A 15,350-nucleotide genomic window follows, 5' to 3' on the forward strand; every position below is an offset into this window, starting at 1 on the left:
GGGCGCGTACGCGCCCCTGTTGGAGTCTCGTATTTTCGTGTTCATACCCTTGGTGTAGCAGATTTTGGGATTTTCCGCCAGTATTACTGCCAAAATAGCGCCATCATCCCATTGTTACCGACTATGACGCAGTCCTGCCGACCCTGGTCTGTCCCATAATTCATACCATCCACGTGATGGCAACTCAGCATCGGAGCCCAGCACTTAAGAGTTGGACCGCCCCGGGGCCACTGATACACTGAATGAGAACTGACCGTTACAACGTTAAACCTTTCACTAATTGGTGGGCGGCACTGGATCCAGGAGGCGATCTGGGCATGGAGGGGGCGCGCATACGGTGCGACTTTTCTCGCTAAGGGCGACATTTTAATCGGAAGGGATATAAACAATGGACACCAGCGATTCCCGTTACGTCGCTTCCCAATACGCGACCGAAGAGAAGCTTCAGATTCGGATAGACACCCATCGCCATTATGGCATCGGACAAGGTGGCGACATTTTCGACCGAGTAACCCAAGCCATGACTCAGGTACAGGCTCATCCCGAACGAATTTTGGATGTCGGTCCTGGTACCGGCACCTGGTATCGGGCGATGCGAGGCGCGCTGGGGCCTTTGCCGTTCTATACTGGCATGGATCAGTCGGAGGGCATGATCGCAAGCTTACGCCAAATGCTGATCGGCGATTCGCGCAGCAAGGCCATGGTGGGCGATGCCCAGACCCTTCCCTGGCCGGATGGCACATTCGCCTGGGTTGGCCTGCATTTCATGCTTTACCACGTGCCGGACATTGCGAGAGCTCTGTCGGAAGCATATCGGGTGCTGCAGCCAGGAGGCGTCCTGACCGCGTGTACAAACGGTCGTGAGCCGTACCGCGAGCTCTGGGAACTCGGCGACCAGGTCGCCCACGAACTCGGTTTGCCAGGGGCTGCGCCTCTCATGTCGGACCGTTTCAACTTAAGCAATGGAGCGGCGTTCTTTCCGGACCCTCCACGCGTATACAGCTTTGTGGGCGGATTTCGGTTTCCCCAGGCTGAGCCGGCCGTACGCTACATGGCCTCGGGGCCCATTCGCTCCCATTTGGGCGAGGCCGCGGACGATCCGGATATGACCGTCCGTGCCCTGAACCGGCTGGCCGATCTCATTCAGGAGCGAATCGCGCAGGACGGCGTGTTTGAGGTCCACTCCTCGAGTGGCTTTTTTCTGCTGGAGAAACAGGGATAGTGCCGACGGGCGCGGTCGATGCATGGCTGAACATTTGACCCGTAATGAAACTTATTTGGCGTGACGAAGATTTACCATGCAATATCGTCCGGGTATTCCTTCACGAGAGTGAGCTCATCTACCCGGCACCCTTGAGCCAAGGCTTCCCGCCAGATGTCGCGTACCAAATCCTGATATTCGGCCCCTCTTTCCACCATCCGCTTGACCGTGGTCAACAGCGCTCTTTGGCGCTCTTCACGACTCTCAAGATAGAGATAGCGGATGTTCAGAAGGTCCAAATATTGGTCCATATACTCTTCCATCCATGGATAATCGCGATGCATCAGCGTCATCATGCGATGATAGGAAGCATCCGTCACGGCCTCCTTAAGGCACTTTGCGACTTGGCTCTGAAAGAGACGAACCTGGGCAATGGCGCCATCCCAGGCCGCGCGTTTGTCCGTGAGTGGATTTCGGGCTGAGTTGGCCATCTTTTTTGCTGTCAGGCGAATGAATTGGTTGAGAGCCGAAACCACAAAAAGGAGCTCAGGATAATAGATTGAGACCTTGTAATAGAGATTTTGCTCAGGAGCAATAATCCCGTGCCAGCGCATTCGTTCCCGGTCCATGTGGTTTGGGACGAACTCTACCTCGCGGTCGCCTTGAAAGGCATGCCGAATGTCATAGCATACCCCCAAGACCCGAAGTCGGGCGCTATCGAAGGTCTGATATTCGCCGTCTTCGCCGACAATCGCATGGAGTGCCATATACAAGGACTCGAGATCTTGATAATCGCCGGCAATGCGGATTCCCGCCAAGTTGGGCGTATTCTGCAACGTAAGCAGTGCTTATTCCCTCCTCGTGATTTCCAGGATGTTCAGCGCAAAGCATTTGTCTGAATCTAAGCACACTGGCACGGCAACAGCACGTCTCAAGCTGCAACCGGCACGGAACCGACGCGACTCAGTCCAACAGCGAATCCCAATTTTTCGCTTAGAACGAGGTCTCGGAGAAATAATATGGCATAATTCCCCCAAGACAACCGAGGCAGGCGGTTGGCCAACGTCAGTCGTATGCCCTTTTCTGAGAATGATCAGGGCCGCTCGGGCACCCTAGTTCCAAAGAAGCAGCGCGCAACCACCACTCACGGCGGAAAATCAACCATTGACCCAAAAACGCGCATCAAAAGAGGAGGCCTCCCGTACAATGCGAACACCACGGCTTATTACCGGACCATTCACCCCTAGAGGAGGAACCCACACACATGGAGCAGATGCGCATGTCTGATCGGATGCGCGATCGCTGGGTGTCTCACCATATCCGGCAACGGTTGGTGGGCGTTTTAGGAATTTTCGAAGACATGATCTATGTGTTGCTGGCCTTCAGTCTTTTCGCCGGTGCTCTTTATATCATCGTGGATACGGTGGTCCATCTGGATCTCACTTCGCTGTCCAGCTTCATCAACAGTGTTTTAGACCGCTTTCTCATTGTTCTGATGTTGGCGGAACTCCTGCACACCTTGTTGCTCTTCTTAAAAACTCACCAGTTCCGTCATCAGCCCTTCTTGATCGTTGGCATCATTGCAGCCATCCGTCGGATTCTGGTCATCACCGCCAAAGCAGCCGTAAATCGACCTGAAGTCCACGTATCAAGCTATCTCCTTGATCTCGGCGTGACCACCTTCGTTGCTCTAGCCCTGACACTGGCCCTCCGTTGGAGCCCCAAGCAGGACGAGTTTTAATTAAGCAATCCGTCGTGAGCGAGCCCGAATCAAAAATAACTCACAGGAATGTCGCCACCCGTGGATACCGATCCCCCATCACCGGCTATTCACGAAGAGTCGCCACCAATCGCGAAGGATACAGCAATAAATCCAGTCCGTCGTCGATATGACGGACCACGATATTGGCTGCCAACACAGCCCCAAGCGCAGCACCTTCTGGGCCAATGACCGCGATGGCCAAATCGGCTGCCTCGAGCATGGCCCGGTCATTGGCCCCGTTGCCGATGGCGGCCACGCCTCCCGGGAGCGAACGAACTAACGCCTCTTTATCCCGGGTGGCCCGAATGACATGGCATTCCATCCCGAGCCGCTCAGCGAACGATGTTACTGTTCCATAAGTGTCGGCCGTGGCAATCAGCGCGTGAAAACGCTCCGCCACTTGGGCAAGACGTCTCGCGGTCGAGGCCGCCACTTGCCCATCTTCCGCCAGAGTTCCATTAAAGTCCAAAACTAGGTGACGGATGTGAAGCGGCTCCCGACCGGGAATTTCTTGATCGATGCCAATCGCCGGACTTTTTTTCGGATTAGTTTCCCCCACGCTAACTCCCCGCTTTCGTACATAAGGCATACACTTCTCGTTCATCCTACCACGGGAGGTATGTCGATGGCCGCCTTGAACTTATGGAATCCTGCCTTGGGCCTTTCCATCCCTATGGTCATTCTGACCGCGTACCTCTTGGGAATTCTCCACGGAATCACCCCAGACGAGCACACCTGGCCTATTACCTTTAGCTACGCCATTGGCGCCTATTCCACGCGCGGAGGGCTTGTCGCCGGTCTGACGTTTTCGTTCGCCTTTACCATACAGCGCGGCATCGCCTCGGAACTTTCGTATTTGGCCCTCGCCCGGTGGCTGCAAAACCCCACCGTGGATTTATGGGTCTATGTCGTCGTGGGATTGGCGATGGCCCTAGCCGGTCTATACATGAAGAATACCGGGCACGTCGTACACATTCATGGGACGGGCACCCACATTCATAAAGACGACCAACCCCAAATGATTCCCCCTAGCATGGCACTCGTCCACGGATTCATCGCCGGCTGGGGATTCGGCGCCTTTGCCCTCATCATTTATACGGTGCTCGCCCCGTCCATGGGCCGTGCATCTCTGGGCTGGGTTCCCGGCGTGGCCTTCGGCCTCGGCACCATGACCATTCAGGCCACTGCCGGCGCCCTGTTCGGCCGCTGGATGCGACAGTTGCGGCTGCCTGAATCCGTGGCCCGTCAAGTGGCCCGCCGCACTGCCTCAAACACGCTCTTTTATGGAGGAAGCGCCTTCATTGTGGCGGGCGTCGGCGGACTCATGTTTCCGCAGACGATGTCCTGGTCTATCGCCACCCCACTACATGTTCATAACCTGCATAATCTCGGAATCGGTTTCGCCTTGGTCACCTTTACCGTCATCATCGTCGGTCTGGGCACTCTCATCCGTTCCATGCGCGAAGCACGCCGTCTGGTCATGGGGCGTTAACAAGTCCGCCGCATGGAGACACTCACTCGTCAAGATGTTGTACCTCTCGGCAGAATCACCTGCTCCCGTTACGCTCACCAAAGTTTTGAACTATAATACCCTACGGGGTAATTAAATCATGTAAGGGAGGTCATCCATGGTTCGCCATTTGTCCCCGGAGCGGGTTGCATCTATGGCCCGATCCGGCCAAGCTCTCATCGTTGATGTGCGGGAGGCATCGGAATACCGAGCTGGCCACATTCCCCGTGCCAAACACATTTCACTCAGCCAACTCGTGCATCGCCTGCGCGAAGTGCCGCGGGACAAGACCGTGGTTGTGGTCTGCCGATCGGGCAACCGGTCGTCTCGGGCGGCGGAACTCCTCATGGAAGCCGGATACCGAAATGTTTACAACATGTCCGGCGGGATGCAAAACTGGAAGGGTCCAGTCGACGGGTAATGTCCACACTCGTGCGCGGCCCGAAAATTAGGCGTGCTTGGGGCAGTCAGGAGGGAACCATTTGACCGGTGTCGTATTTCAATTAAACGAAGGTGCACCAGAGAAGCAGCGCATGGTGCTGAGAAACATTGTCAACCTGATGCACGAGATGCCCGATCTCTTCATTGAACTCGTCGTGCACGGGGCTGGGCTCTCGCTGGCCGTCGCCACCGAAACCACGCTCAAAGACGAAATAGCCGACTTGCAAGACAAGGGCGTTACCATAGCCGTCTGCCAGAACACCATGCAGGCGCAAAATCTCACCGCCTCCGATTTGTTGCCAGGCATGACCATGGTCCGGGCTGGCATTGCGGAAATCGTTCGCCGCCAGCAGGAAGGATTCAGCTATGTCAAGCCATGAGGCACCACGTCTCGATTTACCCGGATTCGACACTCTCATCGACCTCGTCGGGGACCCGGGCGACGCTGATCTATACCTTTTTCTCAACGGCAATCAGTTTATGGTCATGCCAGAATTGCTCACGGCGTTTCGTGCACGCCACCCCCAGTTTTCGCGGATTTATTATGAAACCCTGCCACCAGGCCTGCTGGCGCACCAGATCCAAGCGGAAGGTAGGATTCACATTGGCTCGCTCATCCTCACGGTGTATCCCGACGTTTTCACGGCCGGCCGGGGGGAAATGGATCTTCTCAAAGAAGAGGTGTTGGAGCCATTGCCCTACGCGGAAAATCGCTTGGCGCTGGTGGTCCAACCAAAAAACCCCAAGCAGATTGCTGGATTTCAGGACCTTGCCCGCGAGGATATTCGGGTCGCCATGCCCAATCCTGAGACGGAGGGCATCGCCCGCTTGGCGCGCCATGCCTTAGATCTGGTCGGTGGCGAATCATTGGCCAACGCCGTTTTTCGCCATAAACAGGACCTCGGGACAACTCTCCTGACGACAGTGCATCATCGAGAGACAGTAGATTGGATTGAGCGCGATCGGGTCGACGTCGGTGTCGTATGGCAGAGCGAGGCCGCATGGGCCCGCGCCACACACCGCCGGGTAGAGTCTATCCCGCTTGATGACTTTTTAGAGAATCCCGTGGGCCAATATTTCGTCGCGGGTCTCAAGCGGGCCCCGCACCCAGAAGCTCGCGATGCCTACTTGACCTTTCTCCAAACATCAGAGGCTCAGGCTATCTATGCCCGCTACGGATTCATGCCGCCCGAGGCCCATTCCACGGTTTTTTCGGGATTCTAAGGCACGCTAAAACGGGGCGGGCAAGATGCTCATTTTGCCTCGCTCCCCCTGACATGCTTCCACCGGCGAACCACTTGCGGGAGCGTGGCAAGTGCGGTACAACGGATGGGTGAATGGAGGGAGTCCGCGGCAAATTGGGGCGCCCACACCACCAATGCTTTCCGTTCTCCATAACCGCCAATGTTTACGCGGAGGCTTTTTAATGCACTGGTTGAAAAACGGTTTGTATCCGACCAAGGTCTCACCCTGGGCGCTTGTTTGGGGAGCGTTGCTGCTCCTCCTATTGGCTTTGCTCGACCACCTGCTCCACCACTGGACAATCTTCCTGGTACCGCCGTTTGTGGCCATGCTCAGTATCCTCTTGTACCTTCCGCAGCAACCAGTGGCTCAACCTCTGCCGGTTATTCTCGGCAGCACCCTGTCCGCCGCGCTCGGGGGTGGGGTTGCCATCTTGTGGCATGGACCGCTGGCCGCCGCTATTGTGGGAAGTTTTCTTTTACTCGCCCTTCCCAGGGCTGGCATTTATCATCCCCCCGGGATCGCGCTCTCCATGTATCCGCTGCTCTTAAAGCCAGGCCCCTGGTTTGCATTGGCGGTCGTACTGCCCTTCACGCTGGTCGCCGTCTCGACTCATATTGCGTTGTCGCGGCTGATTCCCGGATGGCCCCCATACCCTCGGAAAGAGCGCCATCTGAACCCCTCATCGGATTGACGGCGACAGCTTTGTCCGAGTCGCGGGTTGCCGGCGACATCGTTGACGGGCGCCCCGCAAGGAAAGCGCCGATGATAATGAACACGCCCCCGATTAAATCGCCCAAGGACAGCGATTCATGCAGCAGCAACAGCCCCAGAACCACCGTCCAAATCGGCAATAAATTCATGAACGGCCCCGCTGCGGCGGCACCCACCCGCGCCACGCCTGCGGTCCACAATAGATAGGCGATGACTGACGCGGCGGTGCTGACATAAAAAAGGGAGACTATGCCCACAGCCGCCAAATGAACGGACTCCGTGTGCCAGAGAGCCAAAGCGGTCAACGAACTCATCATCGCTCCCACCGCCGCGGCACCGGTCGTCAAGGTGATCGCATCAATTCGACGGCTAAACTTTTTCCCGTACACGGTGTAGAGTGACCATGCGACAGCCGCCGCCAACAGCTCTCCGACGCCTCTGGACACCATCAGATGACCAGTCGCACCGCCCCCGACTAAAACGGCAACACCCACCACCGAAACTAATGCCCCGCCCCATTGCAGCCATGTCACGCGCTGTTTGAGCAATAAGACGCTAAGAATCATGATGATGACCGGCATGGTCCCGGAAATCAGCCCGGCTTCCGCTGCTCCCACGTGGCCGAGGCTAAGATAGGTGAGTGCGGAAAACACAAACATGCCTAACAGTCCCATCCATAAGAGCGCCTTCCATTCATGCCATGGAAAGCGCCGTCGCGTAACTTTCAAAATGCCGATCAAAATGAGGCTCGAAAGAATCCACCGCACAGCGTTCAGGACCAGCGGGGATATCTGAAAGGCCAACACCCGACCCGCAATGTAATTTCCGCCCCAAAGTAGGGTGGCTAAGACCAACCAAGCCATGCCTTTTCTCATCCACCACACCCCATGCCGTTCGATGACTGTTGCATACTGACACTTGCACGCTCATGCCCCTTGCAGTAATATTACCGAACCAGACGGATCGTGGGAACGCAACCCCCGGGCAACTTAGCCTGATACCCTGTTCGCGGCCGTTGGTCATAGACATTTCACGCATGGAGGATTGCGATCATGGCGAAAATTGCCTTTTGGATTACCGCCGGCCCCGACCAGCCCCTGAAAGCGCTGTCGGGACTCCGCCTCGCCCAACGTCTGAGGACGACTCGGGATCAAAAAGATGTGCAGGTTTATCTGTTTGGACCAGGAGTGGGCCTCACAACGGATTCCAACCCGCAAATTCAGGAGGTCCTGAAAGACCTGCGCGAGGCGGCTGTGCCGGTTCATGCCTGCCCTGCCAACGTCAAACAGTTGGGATTGGATGAGGCGGCCGTATTAGCCACCGGAGTCGCGCTGCGGCCCGCGGGCGAAGTCCTGCTGGAACTGGTCGACCAAGGATACCAGGTGGTCGGAGTCTAAGATTCCTCGCACGGCGCCAGGTGAGGGGCGGCAAAGAAGCCGCCCCTCACCTCGCGTCCCGACACCCGCCTATGGATGCTGGCCACTTCAAGAGGTTGCACCCTTTAGCGCTGTCGCCTTCGCCCCGCGCGCCTTGAGGCGCCACGTCTCATAACTCAGCAATAGAACCAGCAGGAGAGGTGAAGCAGCCACTTGAAGGAAGGCACCAAGTGTCAACGGCTGTTGCGAGTTGCGAAGCCCGCCCATGGCTAGTGCAATCGTCGCTAGACCGCCCAATACCACCAGCCCTCGGGTGGAACCATGGGGTATCCGGTATGGACCCAGGTGCTTTCGCATCACGCTGCCATGACCCCGATAGACGAGCCGAGCTGTCACCCACATCGACCCCAACACGAAACCACTGAACACCCAACCACTAAGCGCCATTTGCATGCCGCCACTAAGCATGTGACCCGAGGCGCAGCCTCCTGCCATGCGCGCCCCAAACAACACCAAAAACGCCCCGCCCGCCGCCCCCCAAGGGCGGGATGAGTGGCGAAAGCGCATGGTCCAGGAGGGCGGAACGTCGGCCCGCCAGGCGCGAAAGCGGCCGGAAATGAGCGTTGCCGACATGAGCGCACCGAGAAACAGTCCAATATCGGACAAAGGCTCCCAACCAACGGTGTGAAACACGGTTTGACTGTACGGCGCATGGGCAAACAGCATCTTCCCAACCAACCAGGAATAGGTTGTTGAGACGCCAAATATTTGGTGCAGGACCATTCCCAGCGATGTCAGAAGTCCCAAGAGCACCGCGCTCCCGACCAACAACGGCTCCCGGCTGTGACTGCCATACCGTTCGATATCCCGAAGGCGATAGGCTGGACGGGCACGACGTCTCGGCCAGGCGTCGACCGGCATGCGAAACCTGGGCAATGTCCAGGCAAGCATAACCAGGGACAGTCCATATAGCGTCGCGATGGCCCAGAGCGTACCTGGCGAGAGGCCGCGAAGGGTATATTTCCCCACCAGCCGCGCCCCTGCCATCACGTTCCCCGCATTCGCATAAGACACCAGCCAATGGCCAGCGGCCGTAGTACTCATGGCCGTCCAAGCTGCCGCTCCCATGAGTCCGCCGAGGAGCGCCCACACTGCATCCCGGCGCCCTTCTGCCAACGCCATGAGTATCGTTCCCGGCACATAGCCGCTCAGCGCCAGTCCCGCGCCAAATAGCGCCCCACCTAAACTGACGCCGACGACATAAAACGGCTTTGGCCCCCAGTGGATTGGGACCCCGAAATAATGAAGGCCAAAGAGCGTGAATGCCCCGGTACCCGAGGCGATGGCCAGGCACGCAAGAAAGAGACGGTCATCCCCTTTCGCAAACCGGATTAGCATCTCGGGATTGGCCACACCCCAAATCTCCACCAATCCCCCGATAGCGAGCCCCAACAACAGACCCACCCATAGCGGCGCAGTCATGGCATTCCCTCCAGCCGCTAGAGTGGGCCAATCGTTTGCGTCATATACCTCGCCGGGTATCGGAATTTTCGATTACGCATGGCCGGGGGACCTCGAGCTTGCGGACCATGCCCCTTCCTCCCAGAGCCCCGAGGGCTTGGATCCATTCGGGGGCCGCCTGCTCCAAACGCCAACGGTTGGCCGCTTCCAACTGGCGGTACTGCAGTTCCTCCCGCACCACGGCATTTTGCAAGCCCGCCAAAAGCGCATTCTCCCACACGTCTAGCTCATCCTCGTACACCCAGAGGGCCGCCGGTCCCAGCAGCGCTTCCTGATCCTTGGAATACCGGGCCACAATCGGTGTCCCCGACGCCATGGCCCAAGAAATTGGAACATAGAGCGCCGGTTCGGGATCACCAACCCAGATTAAATCGGCGCCCAAGAGAAGTCCCGCCGCCTCTGCCTGATTGAGGGGCGGGGCAAACACGATTGTTTCCGCCAGCCTCAACGCTTTGACCACTGGGGCCAAGGCTTCACGGTGGGCGAGGCCATCCCACAAAATGACTTCGCCCCCCATGGTCAGGAGACGCCGCGTCAACTCGAAGACCTGGGTGAGGTGAAGACCATTGCCATAACGGCCGAGATACACCAATCGGGGCCGTCCCTCAAGATGCAATCGTTGAGTCACGCCAAAGGTATCGGCGCCGGCACCCGGTGGGTAAAAACTCTCGGGCACCAGCCGCGGAAGCGCAACCACCCCGCCGCCTTCGGAGGCTTCTTTTACGGCAAGATCAAACGACTCGGCCATCACAATCGGAACCCCCGGGTGGGCGTCGCGTATCCGCACCAGGTTCTCATGCGTAGGCGCATATAATATCGTACCTGAGCGCCGACCAGCGACCGCGGCGCCACCGACCCAGGGAGGAGCGGCGCCAAACAGCGGTTTTTTCGCACGCTGACCAAAGCGCGTTTGGAACGGAATCCACCGCTTCAGCAATTCCAGACTTTGGACCTCCGGTGCGTCCGGGCTATTTGCTACCAGCTGCATCATCATTTGCCAACCGATTGCCCGGACACCATGGCCCGCGCGTGGTTAACCGGCTCGGCCACGCGAGAGGGCACATCCGGAGCATCCGTGAAAAAGACCTTGGAACTATGGGTGGCGTCCCGGAAAAAGAGCCACCGTTCTAGCACCAGACCGACCGTGACGGCTATAGCATCAATGAGTGCGAAGCCCATCATATGCGCCTCGATCCAGATGAGATCGCTGACGACCGGAACCACGCCCAGTACGAGTACAATAGCCACTTTCATTTGCATTCGCGACCGAGCACTAAGCTCCGGCATTGTTTGGGGTTGGGTCCGATAGGGAGGTTTGGTGGTGCCGGTATCCTGCAGCCGATATGGGGCAAAGGGCAAGCCAAAGCCGGTGGCGGGATTGACCCGCCGCTGGGCCAAGCTGAACACGTGCCACTGCAAACCCTTCATGATGAAGACCAAGACCGTCAGCGCCAGTTGAATAGTCCCGAGCGCCACCGGCGGCACGTGACTCGCGGCGGCAAATAGAAGCGCCCAACTGTTGCCCCCATAAAACGCCAACATCATGAGATTTAAAACCGTCATCGGCGAATGCCAGCTTAGCATGGCCGGGATGGTGGCATAGAGCATGGCGGTCACGAACAGGGCGATGAGGCCAAACAGAGCCACCACCCAAGGCAGGATGGCATAAGCTCCGCCATGTAGCGGCGGTCGCCCCACATAGGTCCACAGCGCTAACAGAAACAACACTCCGCCAAAAAGAGCGGTCGTGAGTGCCTCCCGGCTCAACCAGGAGGTCTTGAGCCGCCGCAAAATGAATCGCGCGGCACTAAAATGATGCATGTGAAAGAAAGAGGCGACCCCGCCGACCGCTGCCGTCACCAGGCCAGCGATGAGAAGACTCCACGCCAACGCCGGCGTGAGCACCCCACGCGACGCTAAATAAGCAAGGCACACCGCGAGCCCCACTGCCAAGCCCTGCCCGATGGTTAACGCTAAAAGTTGAGTTGCCGGTTTCATCAGTACTTTTCCTCCACCAGATCATCGACTTCGTCGCGGCCCACCGGTGAGGGCGAGGGACGGCGGGGAAGATAATGGACGGCCGGCCTTGCACCCAGTTCCGGCAAAAGACCGAAGCCCTGGCGCTCTGCCACCAAACGGGAGACCTCCGAGGTGGGGTCATCCAGATCGCCAAAGGTGCGGGCGTGTGTCGGGCAGCTCTGCACGCAAGCGGGCTGACGTTCCACCTCCGGCAAGCTCTCATCCTCCAGGCGATCAATACAGAGCGTGCACTTTTTGACCACCCCTTCTTGCTCATCGAACTCCCGCACGCCGTAGGGGCAAGCCCACATGCAGAGCTGACAGCCGATGCAACTGTCGTAGTCAATCAGCACCACCCCATTGTCATCGCGCTTGTACGACGCCCCAGTGGGACACACCGGTACACACGGCGCGTCATAACAATGCATGCAGGCCTTGGGCAGATACATAACCGAGGTATTAGGATACTCTCCCGATTCCATCGTGACAATCCGATTCCACCACATGCCATCGGGATCCTGATATGGGGTCTCGTCAGGCACCGGGCCAAATGCCCCGGAGGTATTATGCTCCTTACAGGACACTTGGCAGCTCTTGCACCCGACGCATTTGTTGAGGTCGGTGATGATGGTTAACTGCATGTCGCTAGCTCCTTTCGGACTTTCCGCTTTGATAGGCCATGTGCGCGATCGCGGGCGGCGGGGAAGCAGGCTGGCGCGCGGCCACGCGGGGCCACACCTCGTGAATCTCCGAGGGGTATACTTTGACGCGTGCGTCATACCAGCCCGCCTGTCCGGTGACCGGGTCGTTGTTGAAAAATCCCCGATCGCCCCCCACCAATCGGTCCGGAATAATGTGGTTGATCAAAATCGCCCGCTGCACCTCGGGACTCTGCGGATCGAGCGCCCATGAACCGGGGCCTTTGGCAATGGCGTTCCAGGTCCATACGGTCCCCGGTTCGACCGCATCGGAAAATCGCAATTTGCCGGTCATGCGCCCAATCCGCGACTCAATCCAGACCCAGTCGCCCTCCTTTAAGCCCATTTCCTGAGCCTTCAAAGGATTCATGAACAGCGGATTCTCGTTCAACAGTTGGCGAAGCCAGGCGTTGTGCGACCCCCAGGAGTGATAATGGGTCATGGGACGCTGGGTGATAATCCGAAGCGGGTAGGTGTCCTTCTCCTCCGGCCGGTCCTCCAAGGGCGCATACCAGATGGGCACCGGGGAAAAGTAATCAACCAGCCGCTTGCGCAGCACAGGATCCTTGGGCGTTTTCCCCGGCCAGAGCCCTTGGCCCGCCAACCGAAAGGTTTGCAGAGGCTCCGAATAGAGATGAAGCGTTATCGCCTCCGGCTGGCCGATAAACTTCACTTGATGCGCCCAGTCCAGATAGCCTTGATTGCCCATCCGATAGTAGCGGTGCGAATCGGGCAGGCGAAATTCAAAAAACGCCTTGTGAGCCGCATAAGCTTCCAGTTGCTTGGGATTCGGCTCGCCCACCAAGGCTTGATCCCCGTTTTTGCCGCGGAATCCCATCAAAAGCCCAACTCCTGAGCCCGGCTCGGTTTCCCACAACTGAATGAAATCGGCATAGCTCTTGTAACGGGGGACCCCGTTTTCCACAAATCCGGGCAACTCCAGTCGATTCGCCAACTCAATCAGGACATCGGCGGTTGGTCTTGTCTCTCCTAAGCGCGGAACCACCGGCTGGCGAATGGAATCCGCCGGTCCCGACGGCTCCGAAATGGGCCGATCCTGCAGCGAGGTGGCATCCCAACGCTCAAGGTAGGTCGTGTCCGGAAAGACCACATCGGCATAGGCGACCGTCTCCGAATCAAATGCGTCAAACACCACAACATGCGGAATTTTGTACTCGCCCGTCTTTTCATCGCGAGCCGTCAACATCTCCCGGGTGGTCAGCGTGTTCCAAGTGGAGTTCCACGCGATGTTGGCCATGTATATCAGCAGTGTGTCGATGGCATACGGCGTCTGGTCGTGGGCATTGGCGACCACATTTTGAATGGTTCCGTGCGCCGCCAAGGGATACTTCCAGGAATAGGCCTCGTCAATCCGAAGCGGCTCATCGCCGTCCACCAGCAAATCATCTGGATTGGTGGGATAGCCCAAAAGCGGAGCCTTCGCCGCCCGATTGGGACCATAATCCTCTCGATGGGGGGCGGGCTTCACCGGCGGTGGAACCGGCTTCGGATAGGGACTCTTATAGAGAAAACCACCAGGCACATCCACGGTTCCCAGCATCATCATAAGGTCAAAGAGACCGCGAATGGTCTGGAACCCATTGGTGTGGGCGGCGAGACCCCGCATGGCGTGAAAGGCCACCGGCCGACCAACGGTCTCCTCGTGGTGCTGACCGTAAATATCGTCCCAAGGGATGGGCAATACCAGAGGCTGCTCTTGCGCGACTTTCCCCATTTCCAGCGCCAGCCGCACGATGGTCTTTTTGGGAATGCCGGTGATGCGTTCCGCCCAGGCCGACGTAGCGCGCTCAATCTCCTCAACCAAGGCCTGAAAAGCCGGCACCAAGGTGAGTCCGTTCCGCGTAAATTGGCCCTCTAATACTCCCCGACCCTTGGCCTCACGATACGGGACAAGTTCTCCAGACTCCAGCGCCACCCACAGATCACCATCGCCGGTCCGGTCGAAGAGTCCATCTTTCTCGGTTCCCGGCGCCCGAATGACGAGCCCCGGCGCGTTCGTCCAGGAAGCCAAAAAACGCTTGTCGTAGAGATTCTCCCGATACAGCACATGCATCAAGGCTAAGATGAAGGCGCCATCGGTTCCGGGCCGAATGGGCACCCACTCGTCGGCCAACGCCCCATAGCCGCTTCGCACCGGGTTTACCACGATGAAACGGCCGCCGCGCTCTTTCAGCGCGGAGATGGCTAACTTCAAGGGATTGGATGGATGATCCTCGGCAACCCCAAACATCATGAACCATCGCGCATGATCCAAGTCGGGCCAGCCGAACTCCCAAAAACTTCCGCCCACGGAATACATCCCGCCGGCCGCCATATTCACGGAGCAAAACCCGCCATGAGCCGCCCAATTGGGGGTGCCGAACTGACGGGCCCAATACCCGTTGAAAGCCTGCATTTGATCGCGTCCCGTAAAGTACGCGAGTTTCGCGGGGTCGGTCGTGCGAATAGCCTTCAACCAGCCCGTTACCTGATTCAAGGCGGTTTCCCAATCTACCGGCACCAGACGCCCCTCGCCGCGCGGTGCTCCGGGCTCGCGTATGAGCGGCGTCTTCAGGCGGGCGGGGCTGTATTCGGTCATGATGCCGGCGCCGCCCTTAGCGCACCATACCCCCTTATTCACCGGATTTTCTGGGATTCCAGACAAAAACCGGACCCGGTCGCCCTCCAAAGTCACCTCAATACCGCACCGACAGGCGCACATATAGCAAGTGGTATGGAGACGCCGGATGTTGCCGTCCTCTTGACCCGATTGGGCCATGGGTAGCTTTACCGCCATGTTTCTCTTCCCTTCTCCAACGAAATTCCCTTATAGTAATGTAAGGTAAAGGAAGGATGGCGGCGGTGC

16 protein-coding genes are annotated in these 15,350 nt (G+C 58.0%); 8 read left to right on the forward strand and 8 right to left on the reverse strand.

What is annotated here, in order from left to right:
• Window positions 1–388: 388 nt before the first annotated feature.
• Window positions 389–1,222, forward strand: coding sequence for a class I SAM-dependent methyltransferase (locus HIJ39_RS05875; protein WP_169097691.1), 834 nt, complete (start codon window positions 389–391; stop codon window positions 1,220–1,222).
• Between the two features lie 71 nt (window positions 1,223–1,293).
• On the opposite strand, the gene HIJ39_RS05880 is transcribed toward HIJ39_RS05875, so the two are convergent.
• The gene (locus tag HIJ39_RS05880; RefSeq protein WP_169097693.1) at window positions 1,294–2,037 is read right to left on the reverse strand and encodes a DUF6904 family protein; all 744 of its coding nucleotides are present in this window, start codon (window positions 2,035–2,037) and stop codon (window positions 1,294–1,296) included.
• A gap of 428 nt (window positions 2,038–2,465) precedes the next feature.
• Between HIJ39_RS05880 and HIJ39_RS05885 the strand changes: the two genes are divergently transcribed.
• Window positions 2,466–2,942 (forward strand): phosphate-starvation-inducible PsiE family protein, encoded by a 477-nt coding sequence (locus HIJ39_RS05885; protein WP_169097695.1) that lies wholly within the window; start codon window positions 2,466–2,468, stop codon window positions 2,940–2,942.
• A gap of 85 nt (window positions 2,943–3,027) precedes the next feature.
• Here HIJ39_RS05885 and HIJ39_RS05890 read toward each other — a convergent pair whose 3' ends face one another.
• A complete protein-coding gene (locus HIJ39_RS05890) occupies window positions 3,028–3,522 on the reverse strand; it encodes a haloacid dehalogenase (RefSeq protein WP_338055093.1) in 495 nt (164 codons plus the stop codon).
• Window positions 3,523–3,588: 66 nt separating this feature from the next.
• Here HIJ39_RS05890 and HIJ39_RS05895 point away from each other — a divergent pair, with 66 nt between their 5' ends.
• From HIJ39_RS05895 to HIJ39_RS05915, 5 genes are all read left to right on the forward strand, one after another.
• Window positions 3,589–4,455 carry a hypothetical protein gene (locus HIJ39_RS05895; protein ID WP_169097697.1) on the forward strand — a complete coding sequence of 289 codons (867 nt, stop codon included), beginning with the start codon at window positions 3,589–3,591 and terminating at the stop codon, window positions 4,453–4,455.
• Between the two features lie 136 nt (window positions 4,456–4,591).
• Window positions 4,592–4,894 carry a rhodanese-like domain-containing protein gene (locus tag HIJ39_RS05900; protein WP_169097699.1) on the forward strand — a complete coding sequence of 101 codons (303 nt, stop codon included), beginning with the start codon at window positions 4,592–4,594 and terminating at the stop codon, window positions 4,892–4,894.
• Window positions 4,895–4,955: 61 nt separating this feature from the next.
• Window positions 4,956–5,294 (forward strand): DsrE family protein, encoded by a 339-nt coding sequence (locus tag HIJ39_RS05905; protein WP_243239384.1) that lies wholly within the window; start codon window positions 4,956–4,958, stop codon window positions 5,292–5,294.
• Window positions 5,281–6,138, forward strand: coding sequence for a molybdate ABC transporter substrate-binding protein (locus tag HIJ39_RS05910; RefSeq protein ID WP_169097701.1), 858 nt, complete (start codon window positions 5,281–5,283; stop codon window positions 6,136–6,138). The genes HIJ39_RS05905 and HIJ39_RS05910 overlap by 14 nt, the downstream gene beginning before the upstream one ends.
• Window positions 6,139–6,340: 202 nt before the next feature.
• Window positions 6,341–6,850, forward strand: coding sequence for an HPP family protein (locus tag HIJ39_RS05915; protein WP_169097703.1), 510 nt, complete (start codon window positions 6,341–6,343; stop codon window positions 6,848–6,850).
• Here the strand turns inward: HIJ39_RS05915 and HIJ39_RS05920 are convergent.
• Complete coding sequence (locus tag HIJ39_RS05920; protein WP_169097705.1) at window positions 6,747–7,733, reverse strand: DMT family transporter; 987 nt, start codon at window positions 7,731–7,733, stop codon at window positions 6,747–6,749. The genes HIJ39_RS05915 and HIJ39_RS05920 overlap by 104 nt on opposite strands.
• Window positions 7,734–7,922: 189 nt before the next feature.
• Here HIJ39_RS05920 and HIJ39_RS05925 point away from each other — a divergent pair, with 189 nt between their 5' ends.
• Window positions 7,923–8,267, forward strand: coding sequence for a DsrE family protein (locus HIJ39_RS05925; protein ID WP_169097707.1), 345 nt, complete (start codon window positions 7,923–7,925; stop codon window positions 8,265–8,267).
• Between the two features lie 87 nt (window positions 8,268–8,354).
• Here HIJ39_RS05925 and HIJ39_RS05930 read toward each other — a convergent pair whose 3' ends face one another.
• The 5 genes from HIJ39_RS05930 to HIJ39_RS05950 are packed head-to-tail and all read right to left on the reverse strand — an operon-like array spanning window position 8,355 to window position 15,281.
• Complete coding sequence (locus tag HIJ39_RS05930) at window positions 8,355–9,728, reverse strand: YeeE/YedE thiosulfate transporter family protein (protein WP_169097709.1); 1,374 nt, start codon at window positions 9,726–9,728, stop codon at window positions 8,355–8,357.
• A gap of 40 nt (window positions 9,729–9,768) precedes the next feature.
• Entirely contained in the window at window positions 9,769–10,758 is a 990-nt protein-coding gene (locus HIJ39_RS05935) for a glycosyltransferase family protein (protein ID WP_169097711.1), read from the reverse strand.
• Window positions 10,758–11,765 (reverse strand): dimethyl sulfoxide reductase anchor subunit family protein, encoded by a 1,008-nt coding sequence (locus tag HIJ39_RS05940; RefSeq protein WP_169097713.1) that lies wholly within the window; start codon window positions 11,763–11,765, stop codon window positions 10,758–10,760. The genes HIJ39_RS05935 and HIJ39_RS05940 overlap by 1 nt, the downstream gene beginning before the upstream one ends.
• Window positions 11,765–12,427, reverse strand: a complete 663-nt coding sequence (locus tag HIJ39_RS05945) for a 4Fe-4S dicluster domain-containing protein (protein WP_169097715.1) — start codon at window positions 12,425–12,427, stop codon at window positions 11,765–11,767. The genes HIJ39_RS05940 and HIJ39_RS05945 overlap by 1 nt, the downstream gene beginning before the upstream one ends.
• Before the next feature lie 4 nt (window positions 12,428–12,431).
• Entirely contained in the window at window positions 12,432–15,281 is a 2,850-nt protein-coding gene (locus HIJ39_RS05950; RefSeq protein WP_169097717.1) for a molybdopterin-dependent oxidoreductase, read from the reverse strand.
• Window positions 15,282–15,350 lie beyond the last annotated feature (69 nt).

Source organism: Sulfobacillus harzensis, from assembly GCF_012933365.1.
Lineage (GTDB): Bacteria > Bacillota > Sulfobacillia > Sulfobacillales > Sulfobacillaceae > Sulfobacillus_B > Sulfobacillus_B harzensis.

Bases quoted from the DNA above. Each gene is read 5' to 3' on its own strand.
- HIJ39_RS05875 (WP_169097691.1), top strand. From the start codon at position 389: ATGGACACCAGCGATTCCCGTTACGTCGCTTCCCAATACGCGACCGAA.
- HIJ39_RS05895 (WP_169097697.1), top strand. From the start codon at position 3,589: ATGGCCGCCTTGAACTTATGGAATCCTGCCTTGGGCCTTTCCATCCCT.
- HIJ39_RS05945 (WP_169097715.1), bottom strand. From the start codon at position 12,427: ATGCAGTTAACCATCATCACCGACCTCAACAAATGCGTCGGGTGCAAG.
- HIJ39_RS05950 (WP_169097717.1), bottom strand. From the start codon at position 15,281: ATGGCGGTAAAGCTACCCATGGCCCAATCGGGTCAAGAGGACGGCAAC.
- HIJ39_RS05900 (WP_169097699.1), top strand. From the start codon at position 4,592: ATGGTTCGCCATTTGTCCCCGGAGCGGGTTGCATCTATGGCCCGATCC.
- HIJ39_RS05940 (WP_169097713.1), bottom strand. From the start codon at position 11,765: ATGAAACCGGCAACTCAACTTTTAGCGTTAACCATCGGGCAGGGCTTG.
- HIJ39_RS05925 (WP_169097707.1), top strand. From the start codon at position 7,923: ATGGCGAAAATTGCCTTTTGGATTACCGCCGGCCCCGACCAGCCCCTG.
- HIJ39_RS05920 (WP_169097705.1), bottom strand. From the start codon at position 7,733: ATGGCTTGGTTGGTCTTAGCCACCCTACTTTGGGGCGGAAATTACATT.
- HIJ39_RS05885 (WP_169097695.1), top strand. From the start codon at position 2,466: ATGGAGCAGATGCGCATGTCTGATCGGATGCGCGATCGCTGGGTGTCT.
- HIJ39_RS05910 (WP_169097701.1), top strand. From the start codon at position 5,281: ATGTCAAGCCATGAGGCACCACGTCTCGATTTACCCGGATTCGACACT.
- HIJ39_RS05935 (WP_169097711.1), bottom strand. From the start codon at position 10,758: ATGATGCAGCTGGTAGCAAATAGCCCGGACGCACCGGAGGTCCAAAGT.
- HIJ39_RS05930 (WP_169097709.1), bottom strand. From the start codon at position 9,728: ATGACTGCGCCGCTATGGGTGGGTCTGTTGTTGGGGCTCGCTATCGGG.
- HIJ39_RS05915 (WP_169097703.1), top strand. From the start codon at position 6,341: ATGCACTGGTTGAAAAACGGTTTGTATCCGACCAAGGTCTCACCCTGG.